The following is a 16,114-nucleotide window of genomic DNA, read 5'->3' on the forward strand; positions in this document are numbered from 1 at the left end:
GATCCCTTCTGTTTCGGTTGGGTGAACGCTTGTAGTTACAGTTGTTCACTGACTTCCCAGCCTAACGCCCCTCATGGCTTTCCAATTCCAGAGAACAGTTGTTAACTGCATGGCATGAGTCACACTCTCGGCATCCGACAGGTCCAGAAGCAGAAGACCCGCCAGGCCCTCCTGGACGCTGCGCTGGCCCTGCTGGAGGAACAGAGCCTGAGCAGCCTCGGGCTGCGCGAGGTCACGCGCGCCGTCGGCGTCGCACCGACCGCCTTCTACCGGCACTTCCGCTCCATCGCGGATCTCGGCGTGGCACTCGTGGAGGAGGCGCTGGGCAGCCTGCACCCGATGATCCGGACGACGGTGTCCACCGCGGACGACCGCGACCTGCGCATCAAGCGCGCCGTCGAGCTGATCGCCGACCACGTGGCCGTGTACCCCGCGCACGTCCGGTTCATCGCCCGCGAACGATGCGGCGGGGTCCAGCCGGTCCGGCAGGCCATACGGGACCAACTGTCACGGTTCGGCCAGGAGGTGAGGGACGAGCTGGCCAAGGACCCCGAGTCCGCCGACTGGGACGACGACGACCTGCTGATGCTCGCCAACCTCTATGTCGACCAGATGCTGATCACAGCCTCGCTCTTCCTGGACGCCCAGGAGTCCTCGGAGGAGGAGCGGGAGCGGGTGGCGCAGGTGGCGGAGCGCCAGATGCGGCTCATCAGCATCGGCCGCCGGCACTGGCTGGACTGAGGGGGCCCGGAAGGGGCGCCGGGGGCGCGCCCGGGCGCTACGTCATCACCGCCGGGCCACAGGCCCGGCCACGTTCAGCGGGCCGGGGAACTCGCCCCGGCACCCGCCAAGTTCACCGTCAGCCGAGCCTGACCCGCGCCAGCTGCCGCGACTGCGCCACCAGCCGGTCCGCGCTGTCCCAGACCTCGGCGTCCTCCTCCAGGAAGCCGCCGGCCAGGTTGCGCGTGGTGATCGACACCCGCAGCGGCCCGGGCGCCGGACGGGAGCGGACGTGGACCGTCAGCTCGACCGTGGGCACCCAGCCGGACAGGCCGATCTCGAAGGCGGTCGGCGGCAGCGCGTCGACCGCGAGCAGCAGGGAGAGGGGGTCGGCGTCGCGACCGTCGGCGAGCCCGAACCAGGCCCGCATCTCCCCCTTGCCGGAGGGCGCGCCGAGCGCCCAGCCCAGCGTCGACGGGTCGAGCTTGAGCATCAGCCGGTCGGCGATGGCCGAGCTGCCGTCCAGCGGGGCGGGCCCGTCCTCGGGGCCGAAGCACTGCTCGACGGGCGGGATCGCGGGCGGCTCGGCGGTCGTCCGGACGTCCTCGGGGAGGGAGTCCAGGTCGCCGTAGGAGGCGAGGACGCGGATGCGTTCGACCTCGCGGCCCTGGTCGTCGTACTGGAAGAGGGAGGCCTGGCCGGTCGAGAGGGTGCGGCCGGTGCGGACGACGTCCGTACGGACGACTGCCGGGCCCGGCCGGGAGGCGGTCAGGTAGTGCGCCGAGATCGTGAACGGGTCGTCGTGCGGCAGGGCGTGCGCGAGCGCGCGGCCCATGACGGCCAGCAGATAGCCGCCGTTGACGGCGTTGATGATCGTCCAGCCGGCGGAGAGGTCGATGTCGTAGACCCCCGGCTCGCGCGGGGTGAGCGCGGTGTCACGGTCGAACTCGCTGTCGCCGATGAGGGCGCGCGCGGTAGCTGCTTCTGGCATGCCTGAACGGTACAACAGCAAATTACTAAGCGGTAGCTTTTACGTACCGGCGCGGGTCGTTCCTCATGTGAGGTTTCGGCAATATCTCGGTAAGTGTCCGCACTCGTCTATAAACCCATGGCCCCGGCTTCCCCGTCTGTAGGGGCATGAGCCTCACCGGGACTTCCTTCCTCTACACCCTGATCGCCCTGGCCGTCGCCGCGGTCGTGCTGCCGCTCGTGCTGTGGTCACGGCTGCGGGGCCCCAGGGCCGTGCGTGCCGCGGCTCGGGTGCTGATGCTGCTGTTCGCCCAGGGCACGGCGATCGCCCTGGTCTTCGTTCTGGTCAACAACCAGAACAGCCTCTACGACAACTGGGGTGACCTGCTCGGCACGGGCGACCACGTCCAGCAGGCCGCTGATCTCGGGGCGGACGGCACGGGCGGCATCGCGCTGCACCGGTTGCCCCGGGTCCGGCAGACGTTCAAGGAGGCCGGCGGACCCGGCATGCGGGCGGCGGGCGGCGTGCGGGTCACCCAGCTCAAGGGCCGGGTGTCGGGCGTGAACGCCGAGGTCTACGTCTGGCTGCCGCCGCAGTACCACGAGGCCGCCTACCGTCACCGCAGGTTCCCGGTGGTGGAACTGCTGCCCGGCTATCCGGGCTCGGCGAAGGCCTGGTTCCAGTCCCTCCACGTGCACGAGCAGTTGCTGCCGCTGATGCGCAGCGGCCAGGTCGCGCCGTTCATCCTGGTCGCGCCGCGCACCAACCTGCTGGCCGGGGTCGACACCGGCTGCGCCAACATCGCGGGCACGGTGAACGCCGACAGCTGGCTCAGTCTCGACGTGCCGAAGATGGTCATGGACAACTTCCGCGCCGACCGCGCTCCGGCGGGCTGGGGGGTCGCCGGGTACTCGGCGGGCGCGCACTGCGCGACGAAGCTCGCCGTCGCCCACCCCGACCGCTACCGGGCCGCGGTCAGCATGTCCGGCTACAACGACCCGATCGGCGAACGCAACTCGCTGACCGCGCAGAACCCCGCCCTGCGGGACGCGAACAACCCCTATCTGCTGCTGAAGGGGGCCCGCACCCCGCCGCAGATCGCTCTCTACCTCTCCGGCCAGCCGCACGACGGCTACGAGGCAGCCGTGGCCCTCGAACAGATCGCGAAGGCTCCGACGACCGTGCACGTGGTCTACATCCCGAAGAGCGCGGGCGGTCACACCATGGCACTGTGGCGGCCGCAAATGGTCCCGACGTTCCGCTGGCTGACCGAGGAGATGGGGCAGAGCCGCATCGCGCTGAACGTCACTCCTCACGCACCGTCGACCGCCGGTGCCAGGCACGCGGAGCTCGCCAGTGGAACCGCATCGCGAGCAACCGCAGCACGAAGGCAGTGAGGGCGGCGAACCCGCTGGTGAGCGGGGTGAGGGCGGAATAGCGGATGCACAGCACCACCATCGTGGCGCCGACGATCGCCGGGACCGCGTACAGGTCGCGGTCCCAGCGCAGCAGCGACGGCACCTCGTTGGCCAGTACGTCCCGCAGGACACCGCCGCCGACCGCGGTGGCCAGACCCAGGGCCACCGACGAGGTGAGGCCGAGTCCGTACTCGTACGCCTTGGTGGTGCCGGCGACGCAGAACAGGCCGAGGCCGGCCGCGTCGAAGACGTTGACCGCCCCCTGGATGCGTTCCACGTGCGGGTGCAGGAAGAAGACCAGGAGGGCGGCGAACAGCGGGGTGATGAAGTAGCCGAGGTCGGTGAAGGCGGCGGGCGGCACGGCTCCGATGACCAGGTCACGGAACAGCCCTCCGCCCAGCGCGGTGACCTCGGCGAGGACGGCTATGCCGAAGACGTCGAAGTTCTTGCGGACGGCCAGCAGTGCGCCGGATATGGCGAACACGAAGATGCCGACGACGTCCAACGTGTGCTGGACGGAGGGGCTGAACAGTTGCTGAAGCACCCCATATTGTTACTCAGGCCCCGAGCACCCCTTGCAATACAAGGGCCAAAGGCTTCACGAGGCCTACAAGACGGGCTTCCCCTTGGTGAACAGCCAGGTCTGGAACAGGTCGTCCAGCTGCTTGCCGCTGATCTTCTCGGCGAGGCGGATGAAGTCGTCCGTGTCGGCGTTGCCGTAGCGGTGCAGCTTCGTCCAGGTCGGCAGCAGCTTGAAGAAGGCGGTGTCGCCGATGCGTTCGCGCAGCATCTGGAGGGTCATCGCGCCGCGCTGGTAGACGGCGGAGGCGAACATGGTGTCGCGCTGCGGGTCGCCGACGGTCACCTGCCAGAAGGCGTTGTCGGCGGGCCGGGAGTCGTACCCGGCGAGGAAGGAGTCGTGCGCGGTGCGGGTGCCCTGGTGCTCGGCCCACAGCCACTGGGCGTAGGTGGCGAAGCCCTCGTTGAGCCAGATGTCCTTCCAGTGCGCCACCGAGACGGAGTCGCCGAACCACTGGTGGGCCAGCTCGTGCACGATGGTCGTCTCGTTGCGCACCGCCGAGTAGACGGGCTTGGACTGCACCTCCAGCGAGAACCCGGCCTGGGGCATGTCGTCGACGATCGCGCCGGTCTCCTCGAAGGGGTACGGCCCGAAGACCTTCGCCCAGTAGTCGGTCGCGGCGGCGGTCACGCCGTACACGTCGACGGAGTTGGCGTCCGCGAGCACCGGGTCGATGGCCACGTAGATCGGGATGCCGGAGGGGGTCTTACCGGTCCGGACGTCGAACTTCCCGATGGTGGCGGTCGCGAGGTAGGTCGCCATCGGCTTCTTCTCGCGCCAGTGGGTGTACGTCGAGCCGCCCTTGTCGTACGTCGACACCAGCCGTCCGTTGGAGACGCCGGTCAGCCCCTTGGGGGCCTTGATCCGGATGTCGTAGGTGGCCTTGTCGGAGGGGTGGTCGCTGGACGGGAACCAGGTGGAGGCGGCGTTGGGTTCGCAGGCGACGAAGACGCCGTCGGTGGTCTTCATCCAGCCGTAGTCGGAGCCGAAGACAATGGGGCCGCCGAGGGGCTCGGGGACACCGCCGTAGGTGACGGTGACCGTGAAGGTGCGGCCCTTGCGCAGGGAGGTGCGCGGAGTGACGCGCAGTTCGTCGCCGGCGCGGGTGAACTGGGCCCGTCTGCCGTTCACTTCGACTCGGGTGACCTCCAGTTTCTGCAGGTCCAGGTCGAAGGAGGACAAGTTCCGGGTGGCGCGGGCGGTGATCGTCGTACGGCCGTCGAGGCGGTCGGTGTCGGGGGCGTACGCGACGTCGAGGGCGTAGTGCTGGGCGTCGAAACCGCCGTTGCCGAGCTCGGGGAAGTAGGAGTCACCGATGCCGGGGCTGCCCGGGGCGGGTGCGGGGGCGGCGGCGATGACCAGGAAGGAGGCCGCCGCGGTCACGAGGACCCCTAGACGTGCCGAACGGGAGAGCGTCATGAGTCGTCCCTTCGAACGTGTGTCGACAAGTCGGACACGGAGGACTCTGCACTCTCCCGTTTGGACATGTGCATGACTTTGCCAACCTGTCATGCCTTACTTGTCGGTTGACTCCTGGCGGCTGTCAGTGGCGTCATCGGTCTTCGCGGCCGGTACCGCGGGCTCGTCGGGGTCCGCGGGCACGGCGGGCTCCTCGGGCTCGGCGACCTCAGCGTCCGCGGCGACCTCAGTGGTCTTGCCGACCTCCGCGGTCTCGGCCACCTCCACGGGCTCCGCGGGTGCGGCCGACTCCGCGACCTCCGCCACCTCCGCGACCTCCGCCGCCACCGCCGCCGACGTCTCCGCCGACTCCTCCAGCACCGCGTCCGGCACCAGTTCCGCCGCCTCCTTGGCGTCGGAGAGCAGGACCGTCTCCTGCGGGGCCTGGTCCTCGAAGTTCTCCGGGTGGTGACAGGCCACGCGCTGGCCGGGCTTCAGCTCGATGAGCTTCGGCTCCGTGGTACGGCAGATCTCCGTCGCCTTCCAGCACCGGGTGTGGAAACGGCAGCCGCTCGGCGGGGAGATCGGCGAGGGCACATCGCCCTTGAGCAGGATGCGCTCGCTCTTGGCCGCCCTGCGCCTGGGGTCCGGGATCGGCACGGCCGACATCAGCGCCTTGGTGTACGGGTGCATCGGCGCCTTGTACAGCGAGTCGCGGTCGGCCAGCTCGACGATCTTGCCGAGGTACATCACCGCGATCCGGTCCGAGACGTGCCGGACGACGGAGAGGTCGTGCGCGATGATCACGTACGTCAGCCCGAGCTCCTCCTGGAGGTCGTCCAGCAGGTTCACTACCTGCGCCTGGATCGACACGTCCAGCGCGGAGACCGGCTCGTCCGCCACCACCAGCTTGGGGTTGAGGGCGAGCGCGCGGGCGATGCCGATGCGCTGGCGCTGACCGCCGGAGAACTCGTGCGGATAGCGGTTGTAGTGCTCGGGGTTGAGACCGACCACCGACAGCAGCCGCTGCACCTCCTTCTTCACACCGCCCTCGGGCGAGACGCCCTGGAGCTTGAAGGGGGCGCCGACGATGGTGCCGATGGTGTGCCGCGGGTTCAGCGACGAGTACGGGTCCTGGAAGATCATCTGCACGTCACGGCGCAGCGGACGCATCCCGCCCACGCCGAGGTGGGTGATGTCCTTGCCCTCGAACTCGACCGTGCCACCGGTCGGCTCCAGCAGCCGGGTGATCAGCCGGCCCATCGTGGACTTGCCGCAGCCGGACTCGCCCACGACCCCGAGCGTCTCACCGGAGCGGACCTCGAAGTCGATGCCGTCGACCGCGTGCACGGCGCCGACCTGCCGCTGCAGCAGACCCTTCTTGATCGGGAAGTGCTTCTGCAGGCCGGTGACCTTCAGCAGCACGTCACCGCCGGCCCGCCCGCCATCGCTCTGCGCGGGAATCGTCCCCGCCGTCGCCACTTTCTCGGCTTTCTCGTCGCTCACAGCTTCGGCGCAATCTCTTCGATCCAGATACGCTCCCGCTGCTCCTGCGGCATGTGGCAGGCGGCCCAGTGCCGGCCACCGACCTCGGTCAGCTCGGGGCGGACCGTGCGGGTGACGTTGTCCTTGGGGATGTCGGCGTACGGGCAGCGCGGGTTGAAGGCACAGCCGGACGGGATGTTGATCAGCGAGGGCGGGGATCCCTTGACCGGGATGAGGCGCTCCTGCTGGTCACGGTCCAGGCGCGGCATCGAGCCGAGCAGGCCCCAGGTGTACGGGTGCCGCGGCTCGTAGAACACGTCCTCGGCGGGACCCCGCTCGACACAGCGGCCGCCGTACATCACCAGGATGTCGTCGGCCAGCTCGGCGACGACACCCAGGTCGTGGGTGATGACGATGACCGCGGAACCGAACTCCTTCTGCAGGTCCCGGATGAGGTCGAGGATCTGCGCCTGGACGGTGACGTCGAGGGCGGTCGTCGGCTCGTCCGCGATCAGCAGCTCGGGGTTGTTGACCAGCGACATCGCGATCATCGCGCGCTGGCGCATACCGCCGGAGAACTCGTGCGGGTAGTTGTTCACCCGCTTGTCCGGCTGCGGGATGCCGACCCGGTCGAGCATCTCCACGGCGCGCCGCTTGGCGGTCTTCTTGTCCACGTCGTTGTGGATCCGGTACGCCTCCACGATCTGCTGGCCGATCGTGTAGTACGGGTGCAGCGAGGACAGCGGATCCTGGAAGATCATCGCCATCTCGCGGCCGCGGAGCTTGCGCACGTGGTCCGGGTCGGCGGTCAGCAGTTCGGTGCCGTCCAGCCAGATCTCACCGGAGATCTGCGCCTTCTTCTTGCCGTACTGACCGGCGGTGTGCAGGCCCATGATGCCGAGCGAGGTCACCGACTTGCCGGAGCCGGACTCGCCCACGATGCCGAGGGTCTTGCCCTTCTCCAGCTGGAAGCTGAGCCCGTCGACGGACTTCACCAGGCCGTCGTCGGTCGGGAAGTGCACCTTCAGGTCACGCACTTCGAGGAAGGCGGTGGGTGCGGGCCGGCCGGCCACGGGTTCCCCCACGGCCGCTCCGGTCTTGTGCAGGTCGGTCATCCCAGCCTCACTCGCGGGTCGATGACGGCGTACAGCAGGTCCACGACGAGGTTGGCGACGGCGATCGCGAGGGCCGCGAACAGCGTCACCCCGAGGATCACCGGCAGGTCCTTGCTGCTGATGGCCTGGACCGCGGCGAGACCGAGGCCGGGGAGGTTGAACGTGGACTCCGTCAGCACGGCGCCGCCGAGCAGGACACCGATGTCGAGACCGAACACGGTCAGGATCGGCGTCATCGCGGACCGCAGCGCGTGCCGGGTGATGACCGCGCGTTCCCCGAGGCCCTTGGCCCGGGCGGTGCGGATGTAGTCCTCGCCGAGCACGTCGAGCATGGTGGCCCGGGTGAGGCGGGCGTACATCGCCGCGTTCAGCAGGGCCAGCACGATCCATGGCAGGAGCAGGGTCTCGAACCAGACGCCGATGGAGTCGTCGGTACTGAGGCTGTCCTCGATGTGCACCCAGCCGAGGCTGTGCACGAAGATGCCCATCGCCACCATGCCGGTGAAGAAGATCGGCAGGGAGACGCCGCCGAGGGCACCGATCATCGCGGCGCGGTCCCAGACGGAGCCCCGCTTGAGCGCGGAGACGACGCCGGTGCTGACACCCGCGATGAGCCAGAGGACACAGGCACCGGCGGCGAGCGCGGCGGTGACCGGGAGCGCCTCCTTCAGCGTGTTCCACACCGGCTCCTCCGTGACGAAGGAGTAGCCGAAGCAGGGGGCCGGGCAGTGCGTGACGTCATTGCCGTTGGCGTAGGTCCGGCCCAGCGGAATGCCCTTGACGAAGTCCCAGAACTGGATGAACAGCGGATCGCCCAGTCCCAGCTTGGTCCGGATGCCCTCGACCTGCTCGGCTCCGGTTGCCTTGCCGGCGAAGAGGACGGCGACGTCCTGTCCCGCCCACTTGGGCAGCATGTAGAAGACGGTGAAGGTCGCGAGCAGTACGACCAACACCATGATGACAACGGCGACCAGACGCCGGATGAGATAAGCAAGCACTGTGCGCGGCCCGGCGGCGGCCGGGGGCCTCCTTGTGGGAGGTCCCGGCCGCCACCAGAGCCATCACCTGCCCTTCGGACTGGCGGGATTCGGCGACAAGGGATCAATCAGCTTCGGTTTGCCGGTGGTTACTTCGTGACACCCAGGGACACGTAGTCGTAGCGGCCGTTGTACGCGGCGGACGAGTAGACGTTCGTCAGCCGGGGACCGCGCCACGAGATGTTCTTCTCGTAGATGAACGGCATCCAGTCGGCGTCGTCGAGCAGCTGCTTGTTCATCTGCTCGTACAGGCTCTTGGACTTGGCCTTGTCCGTGGTCGCGATCGCGTCGTCGAAGAGCTGGTCGATCTTCGGGTTCTTGATCTGCGACTCGTTGTAGTTGCCGTTCTCGAAGATGAAACGGCTGTCGAACAGCGGCTGCGCGTAGCCCTGGCCGGTCGGGAAGTCCGGGCCCCAGCCGCTCATCGTCATGCCGTAGCCGCGTTCCTTCACGACCTTCGGCGAGCCGGTGATGCTGGAGGACTGGGCGCCGTCGATCGGGTCGACCTCGACCTTGATGCCGACCTTGCCGAGCTGCTCCTGCAGGGCCTCGGCCGCGTCGACCTCACCCGGCTGGTTGGTGCGGGCGGTCAGCTTGGTGGAGAAGCCGGACGGCTTGCCGCACGCCTTCAGCGACTCCTTGGCCTTGGCGACGTCCGGCTTGCCCTTGCGGGCGACGACGCCGTACGGGTCGTAGTCGCTGTAGCCCGGGATCGTCTTCGGGAAGACCGAGTTGGCGATGTCGCCACCGGCGATCTTGCCACCGCGGGTCTGCTGCAGACCGGCGAAGTCCGTGGCGTAGAAGACCGCCTTGCGGCAGTCGACGTTGTCGAGCGGCTTCGCCGTGTGCACCAGGGCCACGTAGCGGACGAACGAGGTCTGGAGGTTGTCCACGTTCGACTTGTGGTCCTGGACGGCGCTGACCCGGCCGGACTGGGTCATGCCGGTGCCGTTGACGTCGACGTCGTAGTCACCTTCCATCAGCCGCTTGTCGTTCTCCTCCAGGTTGGCGGAGATCGTCACGGTGATCTTGTCCGGAAGGGCCGGGCGGATCGGGTCCGAGGCCTTCTTCCAGGCGGTGTTGCGGACCAGCACCAGGCCCTTGTTGGCGTTGTACGACTGGACCTTGTACGGGCCGGAGGAGAACGGGTGCTGGGTGTACTTGGCGCCGGTGTCCTTGCTCTGCTTCACCGGGGCACCGGTGGGCATGGCCAGGAACTGTTCGAAGTCACCGTTGGGCTTGGGCAGTTTGAAGACGATGGTCTTGTCGTCGGGCGTCTCGATCGCCTTCAGGCCCAGCTTGTCCTTGGACTTGTCCTTGTACGGGCCCTTGTACTCGCCCTTCGGGTCGAGCGTCTGCTTGATGTACGCCGGACCACCGGTGATGGTGTCGGTCGCCCAGATGCGCTCGATGCCGTACTTGATGTCCTTGGAGGTCAGCGCGGAGCCGTCCTCCCAGGTGAGGCCGTCACGCAGCTTGTACGTGTAGGTCTTGCCGTCGGCCGAGACCTCGCCCGGACCGGTGGCCAGGTCGCCGACCAGCTTGTTCGACGCGTCGCCCGGCTTGGTGTCGTACGTGACCAGGGTGCGGGTGAAGAACCGCATGAAGTCCCACGTCATGCCGTAGTACGTACGCTGCGGGTCCAGCGAGTCGAAGTCCTGCTTGCCGACGAACTTCAGCGTCCCGCCCTTCTTGGTGGACGCGTTGACGACCTTGTTCAGCGCCGCGCTGTAGCCGGCGCCCTTCTCGCCTTTGTCGTCACTGTCTCCGCCGCCGCACGCCGTGGTGGTCACCAGCGCCGCGACAACGAAGGCTGCGCCAGCAGCGAGCCGCCGCTTCGGGGAACCTGTGGGCATTTTCTCGTATCCTCCGAGATTCGCGGTTCCGGGCGTTTGCCGGAAAACCATGGGAAGAGCCACCTGACGGTGCGGCAGGGGCAAGTCGTGCGTCAGCGGGTCCCCTTGGGATCCAGAGCGTCCCGCAGGCCGTCGCCGAAGAGGTTGAAGGCCAGGACGGTGATGAAGATCGTCGCGCCGGGGAAGACCATGAACATCGGGTCGTGCTCGTAGGTCTGCAGCGCGTCGCGCAGCATGCCGCCCCACGACGCCGTCGGCGGCCGCACACCCGCGCCGAGGAAGCTGAGCGCCGCCTCCGTGAGGATGTTGGTCGGAATCATCAGCGTCGCGTAGACCATGATCGGCGCGAACAGGTTGGGCAGCAGCTCCCGGAAGAGGATGTACCGCCGGCCACCGCCCAGGCTGCGCGCGGCCTCGATGTACTCGCGCTCACGGAGGCTCAGCGTCTGGCCCCGGACGATACGGCCGACGTACGGCCAGCCGAAGAAGCCGATGACCGCGACCAGCACGGCGATGCGCACGCCCGAACCGGTCAGTCCCAGCAGGTCGTCCGGGAGGACCGAGACCAGGGAGATGATGAAGAGAAGCTGCGGGAAGGAGAGCAGCACGTCCATGACACGGCTGATCAGCGCGTCGACCCAGCCGCCGAAGTAACCGGCGACGATCCCGAAGAGCGTGCCGAGGACCACCGCGACGACGGCGGCCAGGAAGGCCACGAGGAGCGAGATGCGCGCGCCGTAGACGATGCGACTGAACACGTCACGGCCCTTGTTGGGCTCGACACCGAACAGGTAGTCACCGCTCACGCCGCCCCAGGTGCCCTGCGGCAGGTTGGTCAGCGGGTCGAGTTCCTCCTGGTGGAACTCGTTCGGCGGGTGGCCGAGCAGCGAGACGATCAGCGGGGCGAACACGGCGACCAACACCAGGACCAGCACGGTGATTCCGCCGGCGAGGGCCACCTTGTCCTGCTTCAGGCGGTGCCAGGCGATCTGCTTCAGGGACCGGCCTTCGACCTTCTTGGCGCCTGAGTCCGCGGGGTCGGCTGGAGCGGCCGGCGCCGCTTCCGCAGCGGTGTCGTGCAATGGCGCCGTCATGGCAGGGACCCCTCTCAACCGGCGGTGACCGGCCCGCGCTTGCCGCTGTAGCGGCCTCATCTTCAATCGAACACAAAGGGGCAACCCCCCTTGGACGGGGAGTCTTCAACGCCTCGGCGATCAGGTGCCAGCCTTGACGGTGAATGGATGCGCAACCGTGATGCTGCACCAGCGATTCCGTTATCCGAACAGTGGGTAACAGCTGTCGGACGTGTGGAAGTTGGGACACCGGGGCGAAACGGGCAGCATTGAGGTCATCCGACATCAATCTACGCGCATGGATCGACGCCGAGAACCACAAGACGATCCACAACCTCGAAGTAACTCATGTCACGAGCGTGAGCCGCCGCCCGAACCGGTCAGTACCGGCCACCCGCGTGCGGGTAGCCGTAGCCGGCCGCCGGGGCCGGGGCCGGGGCGGCGTGCGCCTCGCGGTCGTAGAAGGGGCGGGCGTTGGCCCGCATCCACAGGGCGACCGGGTCGTACTCGTCGGACATGGCCACGGTGGAGACCGGCAGCCCGTCCGGGACGACGCCGATGGACTGCTGCATCATCGCGCGCACCGAGTCGACGGCCGGCGGGCTGGTGTCGTACACGTCGAGGCCGACGGCGAGATAGGGCGCCCCGAGCGCGGGCTGCACCCAGGCGCGGCGCAGGGCGCGCACCGCCGGGGTGCGGTGGGCGTTCTGCGCGATCAGGGCGTAGAACTGCGGAATCTCGATGGCGGGTTCGGACAGTCTGAGGGGCCCGGCGGGCTGGCGGTCCAGGCCGGTGGCGATGCGGCGCAGGTCGAGCCAGGGGATGCCGACGCCACCGCCGGGTGCGTGCGGGTTGAGCCAGAGTCCGTAGTGGTCGGGGTAGAGGGTGCGGGCCACGTCGAGGCCGTCGATCACTTCGTACGATCTGTTCCAGCCGCTGGCCGACAACTCCTGGGCGGAGGTGACGCATGGGGCGTAGCCGTACCCCTCGACCTGCATGTTCCCGTACTGGGCGTCGGGGGAGCCGGCCTGGCCGTGCCACAGCAGCATCCAGACCTGTCCGGAGGACGGGGTGGCGAGCGCGCGGAGGAGCGCCTCGTAGGCGTCGTAACGCCCGGGCGTCACCTGGCGCAGCATGTGCTCGACCTGCCCGGCCGCGGTGCCGCTGGCACTCACCTTTTACCGACCCTTCGTGATGTGGCCTGAATAGGGACCCAGCTTAGGCGCTCCGCCGGGTTCAGCCGTTGAGCTGTTTCAGTAGCCCTGTTGGTAGAAGGGCCGCACACTCTGCCGCATCCAGTGGCCCACCGGGTCGTCCGCCACGTCCAGGAGCACCAGGTTGACCGGCCACCGGACGGGGACGGTGCCCAGGGCACGGGCCAGGGCCTCCATCGGCAGGGCCCGCAAGTCGCCCTCCCACTGGGACAGTTCCACGCCCACGAACATGACCGGCTCGGCCGTCTCGATGACGGCGAGGCAGCGGCGGGCGGTGAGCACCACGCCCGTGGCGGCGAACTCGGACGAGGCCGCCGCGAGGAAGTCGACCGGGTCGTCCTGCCAGTCCGGCTCGAACAGACGGACCCGGCCGCCGGCGGCGGGACCGTCCAGCGGGGTCAGGCCGACCCGGCACAGTTCGGCGACGGCGGCCGGCGGCAACGGGACACCGACCGTGCCGTCCGGGTTCACCGCGAGGCCGACCTGGGGCGGCAGACCGCGGGCGAACTCGACCGCGGGGGCGATGGTGTACGACAGGTGCGAGCCGACGACCTGGCGGAACTGTTCCTCGGAGCTGAACACCGGGACATAGGCCTGGCCCTCGATCTCCAGCGTGGGCAGGTCCAGGGGGCCGCTGTGCGGGCCGCCGCCGTTGGGCAGCGGCACCCAGACGAAGCTGCGGCCGAGCACCTCGATGATCCGCCCGCCCGCCCCGGGCACGCCGAGGGCGGCGGACAGCACCTCCTCCAGCTCGTTGCCGGGCCATCCGCCGTGCGGATGAGGGTGCGCCTGTGCCGGGAAACCCGGGAAGTCAGCGGGGAAGTCCGCCGGGAAGTCCATCTGCCTGCCTACCGCCTGCCTGGTACCGCCTGCTGTAGCTGAAAAGGCTATCGGGTACGGAGCGCGCATGAGAGACGGGCGGCCGGTCCGGCCACCGAACCGATCCGGCTCACCCCGTGAACCCGATCCGTCGCAGCACGTCGGCCGCGTCCCGGTCGACCAGCACCGCCGAGCCGCAGCCCGCGGGCAGGTCGCCCTTCGCCACGGAGCCGATCAGGCGGGAGGCGGCGCCCCGGTGGCGCAGGAACGCGTACCGCGAGACACCGCGGCCGCGCTCGCGCTGCCCGGCGAGCGCGGTGTCCGGCGTGACGTCGAGCAGCAGCAGGTGCAGGGTGCCGCCCCGGCGACGCGCCTCGCGGGCCAGCCAGCCGCGCACCCAGGCCTGCGTACCGCAGTCGTGCACCACGACCCCCTCGCCGGAGCGCAGGGCGCGGCGCAGACCGGCGTAGTGCGCGAGGCGGACCAACGGGCGGTAGACCGCGTACGGCAGGAAGCGGGGCATCCGCGTCGCCCAGCGGTCGCGGGCGTCCTGGGAGTCGATGCGCAGCCCGTTGACCGTGCGCCGCATCAGGGTCGACTTGCCGCTGCCGGGCAGGCCGGTGATCGCGACGAGGTCCCGCGGGCCGAAGAGCAGGGCGTGCGGGCTGTGGCCGCCGCGCTCACGGAGGTCGCGGACGACGGGTGCGCCGAGCGGGCCGCAGGCCTCCGCTGCCGGGACCGTCGGCTGCTCGGGCAGCGTGAGAGCCGAAGTGGTCGCGTACGCCGTGGTCCTGTTCACCGTGATCGTCCTCCCCTGGGGTGGTCACGAGTTCCCTCCCCGTCGAGTGTAAAGAGAAGGTAATGCGCGGTGTCTCGTGTTTTCGTGCTCGTCCTGCCACAAGCCGGTTACAGATGCCGCCCTGCCGTACTCGACCGAGGCGTGCAATGATGACGGCGCCAACTGCATACCGGCCGTTTGAATCCGCGCGGGAGAGTTCCGGGTCGTACGTGTGTCGTACGGGTGCCCGGGCGCCGAAGGAGCAAGTCCCTCCCTTGAATCTCTCAGGCCCCGTACCGCGCGGGCGAGGCACATCTGAAAAGCGGGCCGCTGCGACAGTGGCTCCACCCAAGGTGCAAGTCGTGATCACCGCTTCGCGTGGTCCTGACGAACCTCTCAGGTTCCGATGACAGATGGGGAGGAACGACCTCGCCCTCCCTCACGCTCGAAATGAGCTCGCGCGGGAGGTACCCCATCGCCTCGGGAGACGACCGTCCGATGAGCAGTACCGCACCCCGTCACACCGCGCTCGACGCCCTGCATCGCGCGCTCGGCGCGACGATGACCGACTTCGCCGGCTGGGACATGCCCCTTCGCTACGGCTCCGAACGCGACGAACACCAGGCCGTGCGCACCCGCGCCGGTCTGTTCGACCTCTCGCACATGGGCGAGATCACGGTGACGGGACCGCAGGCGGCCGCCTTCCTGAACCACGCGCTGGTCGGCAACATCGCCTCCGTCGACGTCGGCCGCGCCCGCTACACCATGATCTGCCGGGCCGACGGCGGCATCCTGGACGACCTGATCGTGTACCGGCTCGCCGAGGCGGAGGCCGGGTCCGCGCACTACATGGTCGTGGCCAACGCCTCCAACGCCCAGGTGGTGCTGGACGCGTTGACGGAGCGTGCCGCCGGTTTCGACGTCGAGGTGCGCGACGACCGGGACGCCTACGCGCTGATCGCCGTGCAGGGCCCGGAGTCCGCGGGTGTCCTGAAGTCCCTCACCGACGCCGACCTCGACGGCCTGAAGTACTACGCCGGTCTGCCGGGCACCGTGGCCGGCGTGCCCGCGCTCATCGCCCGCACCGGGTACACCGGCGAGGACGGCTTCGAGCTGTTCGTGAATCCGGAACACGCCGTGGAGTTGTGGCAGGCGCTGACCGAGGCCGGCGCGGGCGTCGGCCTGGTCCCGTGCGGCCTGTCCTGCCGGGACACCCTGCGCCTGGAGGCGGGCATGCCGCTGTACGGGCATGAGCTCTCCACCGCGTTGACCCCCTTCGACGCCGGTCTCGGCCGGGTGGTGAAGTTCGAGAAGGAGGGCGACTTCGTGGGCCGCGAGGCCCTTAGGGAGGCCGCCGCCCGTTCGGAGCACAACCCGCCGCGGGTTCTCGTCGGCCTCGTCGCCAAGGGCCGCCGGGTCCCGCGTGCGGGGTACCCGGTCGTCGCGGACGGCCGGGTGATCGGCGAGGTCACCTCGGGCGCGCCCTCGCCCACGCTGGGCAGGCCGATCGCGATGGCGTACGTCGACGGGGCGCACGCCGCGCCGGGCACACCCGGTGTCGGTGTGGACATCCGGGGCAGTCACGAGCCGTACGAGGTCGTGGCGCTGCCGTTCTACAAGCGTCAGAAGTAACGGCGGCAGGCAGTCGGCG

14 protein-coding genes and 1 riboswitch are annotated in these 16,114 nt (G+C 69.1%); of the genes, 3 read left to right on the forward strand and 11 right to left on the reverse strand.

Translation table 11 applies throughout. The features are described from left to right. The first annotated feature begins 114 nt into the window (after positions 1 to 114). Positions 115 to 741 carry a TetR family transcriptional regulator gene (locus ACFYRY_RS19790; protein ID WP_389146881.1) on the forward strand — a complete coding sequence of 209 codons (627 nt, stop codon included), beginning with the start codon at positions 115 to 117 and terminating at the stop codon, positions 739 to 741. Positions 742 to 859: 118 nt separating this feature from the next. Here the strand turns inward: ACFYRY_RS19790 and ACFYRY_RS19795 are convergent, their stop codons facing one another. Next, positions 860 to 1,711 (reverse strand): thioesterase family protein, encoded by an 852-nt coding sequence (locus ACFYRY_RS19795; protein WP_389146884.1) that lies wholly within the window; start codon positions 1,709 to 1,711, stop codon positions 860 to 862. Positions 1,712 to 1,857: 146 nt separating this feature from the next. On the opposite strand from ACFYRY_RS19795, the gene ACFYRY_RS19800 reads away from it, so the two are divergent. Then, entirely contained in the window at positions 1,858 to 3,087 is a 1,230-nt protein-coding gene (locus tag ACFYRY_RS19800) for an alpha/beta hydrolase (protein ID WP_389146887.1), read from the forward strand. Here the strand turns inward: ACFYRY_RS19800 and ACFYRY_RS19805 are convergent. The 10 genes from ACFYRY_RS19805 to ACFYRY_RS19850 all read right to left on the reverse strand — a co-directional run bounded on the left by ACFYRY_RS19805 (position 2,996) and on the right by ACFYRY_RS19850 (position 14,484). Beyond that, positions 2,996 to 3,652: a trimeric intracellular cation channel family protein gene (locus ACFYRY_RS19805; RefSeq protein WP_389146890.1), complete on the reverse strand. Its 657-nt coding sequence runs from the start codon at positions 3,650 to 3,652 to the stop codon at positions 2,996 to 2,998. The genes ACFYRY_RS19800 and ACFYRY_RS19805 overlap by 92 nt on opposite strands. Before the next feature lie 63 nt (positions 3,653 to 3,715). After that, positions 3,716 to 5,107: a M1 family metallopeptidase gene (locus tag ACFYRY_RS19810; RefSeq protein WP_389146893.1), complete on the reverse strand. Its 1,392-nt coding sequence runs from the start codon at positions 5,105 to 5,107 to the stop codon at positions 3,716 to 3,718. Between the two features lie 96 nt (positions 5,108 to 5,203). Further along, positions 5,204 to 6,592 (reverse strand): dipeptide ABC transporter ATP-binding protein, encoded by a 1,389-nt coding sequence (locus ACFYRY_RS19815; RefSeq protein WP_389146896.1) that lies wholly within the window; start codon positions 6,590 to 6,592, stop codon positions 5,204 to 5,206. Then, positions 6,589 to 7,686 (reverse strand): ABC transporter ATP-binding protein, encoded by a 1,098-nt coding sequence (locus tag ACFYRY_RS19820; protein WP_389146899.1) that lies wholly within the window; start codon positions 7,684 to 7,686, stop codon positions 6,589 to 6,591. Before ACFYRY_RS19820 ends, ACFYRY_RS19815 begins: the two co-directional genes overlap by 4 nt. Further along, complete coding sequence (locus tag ACFYRY_RS19825; protein WP_389146902.1) at positions 7,683 to 8,684, reverse strand: ABC transporter permease; 1,002 nt, start codon at positions 8,682 to 8,684, stop codon at positions 7,683 to 7,685. Before ACFYRY_RS19825 ends, ACFYRY_RS19820 begins: the two co-directional genes overlap by 4 nt. Before the next feature lie 128 nt (positions 8,685 to 8,812). Continuing rightward, on the reverse strand, positions 8,813 to 10,579 hold the full coding sequence (locus tag ACFYRY_RS19830; RefSeq protein ID WP_389146905.1) for an ABC transporter substrate-binding protein: 1,767 nt from the start codon (positions 10,577 to 10,579) through the stop codon (positions 8,813 to 8,815). Between the two features lie 92 nt (positions 10,580 to 10,671). Continuing rightward, positions 10,672 to 11,673: an ABC transporter permease gene (locus tag ACFYRY_RS19835; RefSeq protein ID WP_356771571.1), complete on the reverse strand. Its 1,002-nt coding sequence runs from the start codon at positions 11,671 to 11,673 to the stop codon at positions 10,672 to 10,674. Positions 11,674 to 12,032: 359 nt separating this feature from the next. After that, the gene (locus ACFYRY_RS19840; RefSeq protein ID WP_389146908.1) at positions 12,033 to 12,827 is read right to left on the reverse strand and encodes an enhanced serine sensitivity protein SseB C-terminal domain-containing protein; all 795 of its coding nucleotides are present in this window, start codon (positions 12,825 to 12,827) and stop codon (positions 12,033 to 12,035) included. Positions 12,828 to 12,905: 78 nt separating this feature from the next. Beyond that, positions 12,906 to 13,706 carry an enhanced serine sensitivity protein SseB gene (locus ACFYRY_RS19845; RefSeq protein ID WP_389146911.1) on the reverse strand — a complete coding sequence of 267 codons (801 nt, stop codon included), beginning with the start codon at positions 13,704 to 13,706 and terminating at the stop codon, positions 12,906 to 12,908. A gap of 109 nt (positions 13,707 to 13,815) precedes the next feature. Continuing rightward, positions 13,816 to 14,484, reverse strand: coding sequence for an AAA family ATPase (locus ACFYRY_RS19850; protein WP_389146913.1), 669 nt, complete (start codon positions 14,482 to 14,484; stop codon positions 13,816 to 13,818). Positions 14,485 to 14,662: 178 nt separating this feature from the next. Then, positions 14,663 to 14,772, forward strand: a riboswitch (glycine riboswitch). Positions 14,773 to 14,961: 189 nt separating this feature from the next. Between ACFYRY_RS19850 and gcvT the strand changes: the two genes are divergently transcribed. Next, positions 14,962 to 16,095 carry a glycine cleavage system aminomethyltransferase GcvT gene (gene gcvT / locus ACFYRY_RS19855; protein WP_389146916.1) on the forward strand — a complete coding sequence of 378 codons (1,134 nt, stop codon included), beginning with the start codon at positions 14,962 to 14,964 and terminating at the stop codon, positions 16,093 to 16,095. Positions 16,096 to 16,114: the final 19 nt, after the last annotated feature.

The organism is Streptomyces sp. NPDC005263 (genome assembly GCF_042872365.1).
Taxonomy (GTDB): Bacteria; Actinomycetota; Actinomycetes; order Streptomycetales; family Streptomycetaceae; genus Streptomyces.

Coding starts and splice junctions, on each gene's coding strand:
- ACFYRY_RS19835 (WP_356771571.1), bottom strand. CDS start 11,673: ATGACGGCGCCATTGCACGACACCGCTGCGGAAGCGGCGCCGGCCGCT.
- ACFYRY_RS19830 (WP_389146905.1), bottom strand. CDS start 10,579: ATGCCCACAGGTTCCCCGAAGCGGCGGCTCGCTGCTGGCGCAGCCTTC.
- ACFYRY_RS19795 (WP_389146884.1), bottom strand. CDS start 1,711: ATGCCAGAAGCAGCTACCGCGCGCGCCCTCATCGGCGACAGCGAGTTC.
- ACFYRY_RS19800 (WP_389146887.1), top strand. CDS start 1,858: ATGAGCCTCACCGGGACTTCCTTCCTCTACACCCTGATCGCCCTGGCC.
- ACFYRY_RS19845 (WP_389146911.1), bottom strand. CDS start 13,706: ATGGACTTCCCGGCGGACTTCCCCGCTGACTTCCCGGGTTTCCCGGCA.
- ACFYRY_RS19790 (WP_389146881.1), top strand. CDS start 115: ATGAGTCACACTCTCGGCATCCGACAGGTCCAGAAGCAGAAGACCCGC.
- ACFYRY_RS19810 (WP_389146893.1), bottom strand. CDS start 5,107: ATGACGCTCTCCCGTTCGGCACGTCTAGGGGTCCTCGTGACCGCGGCG.
- gcvT (WP_389146916.1), top strand. CDS start 14,962: ATGAGCAGTACCGCACCCCGTCACACCGCGCTCGACGCCCTGCATCGC.
- ACFYRY_RS19820 (WP_389146899.1), bottom strand. CDS start 7,686: ATGACCGACCTGCACAAGACCGGAGCGGCCGTGGGGGAACCCGTGGCC.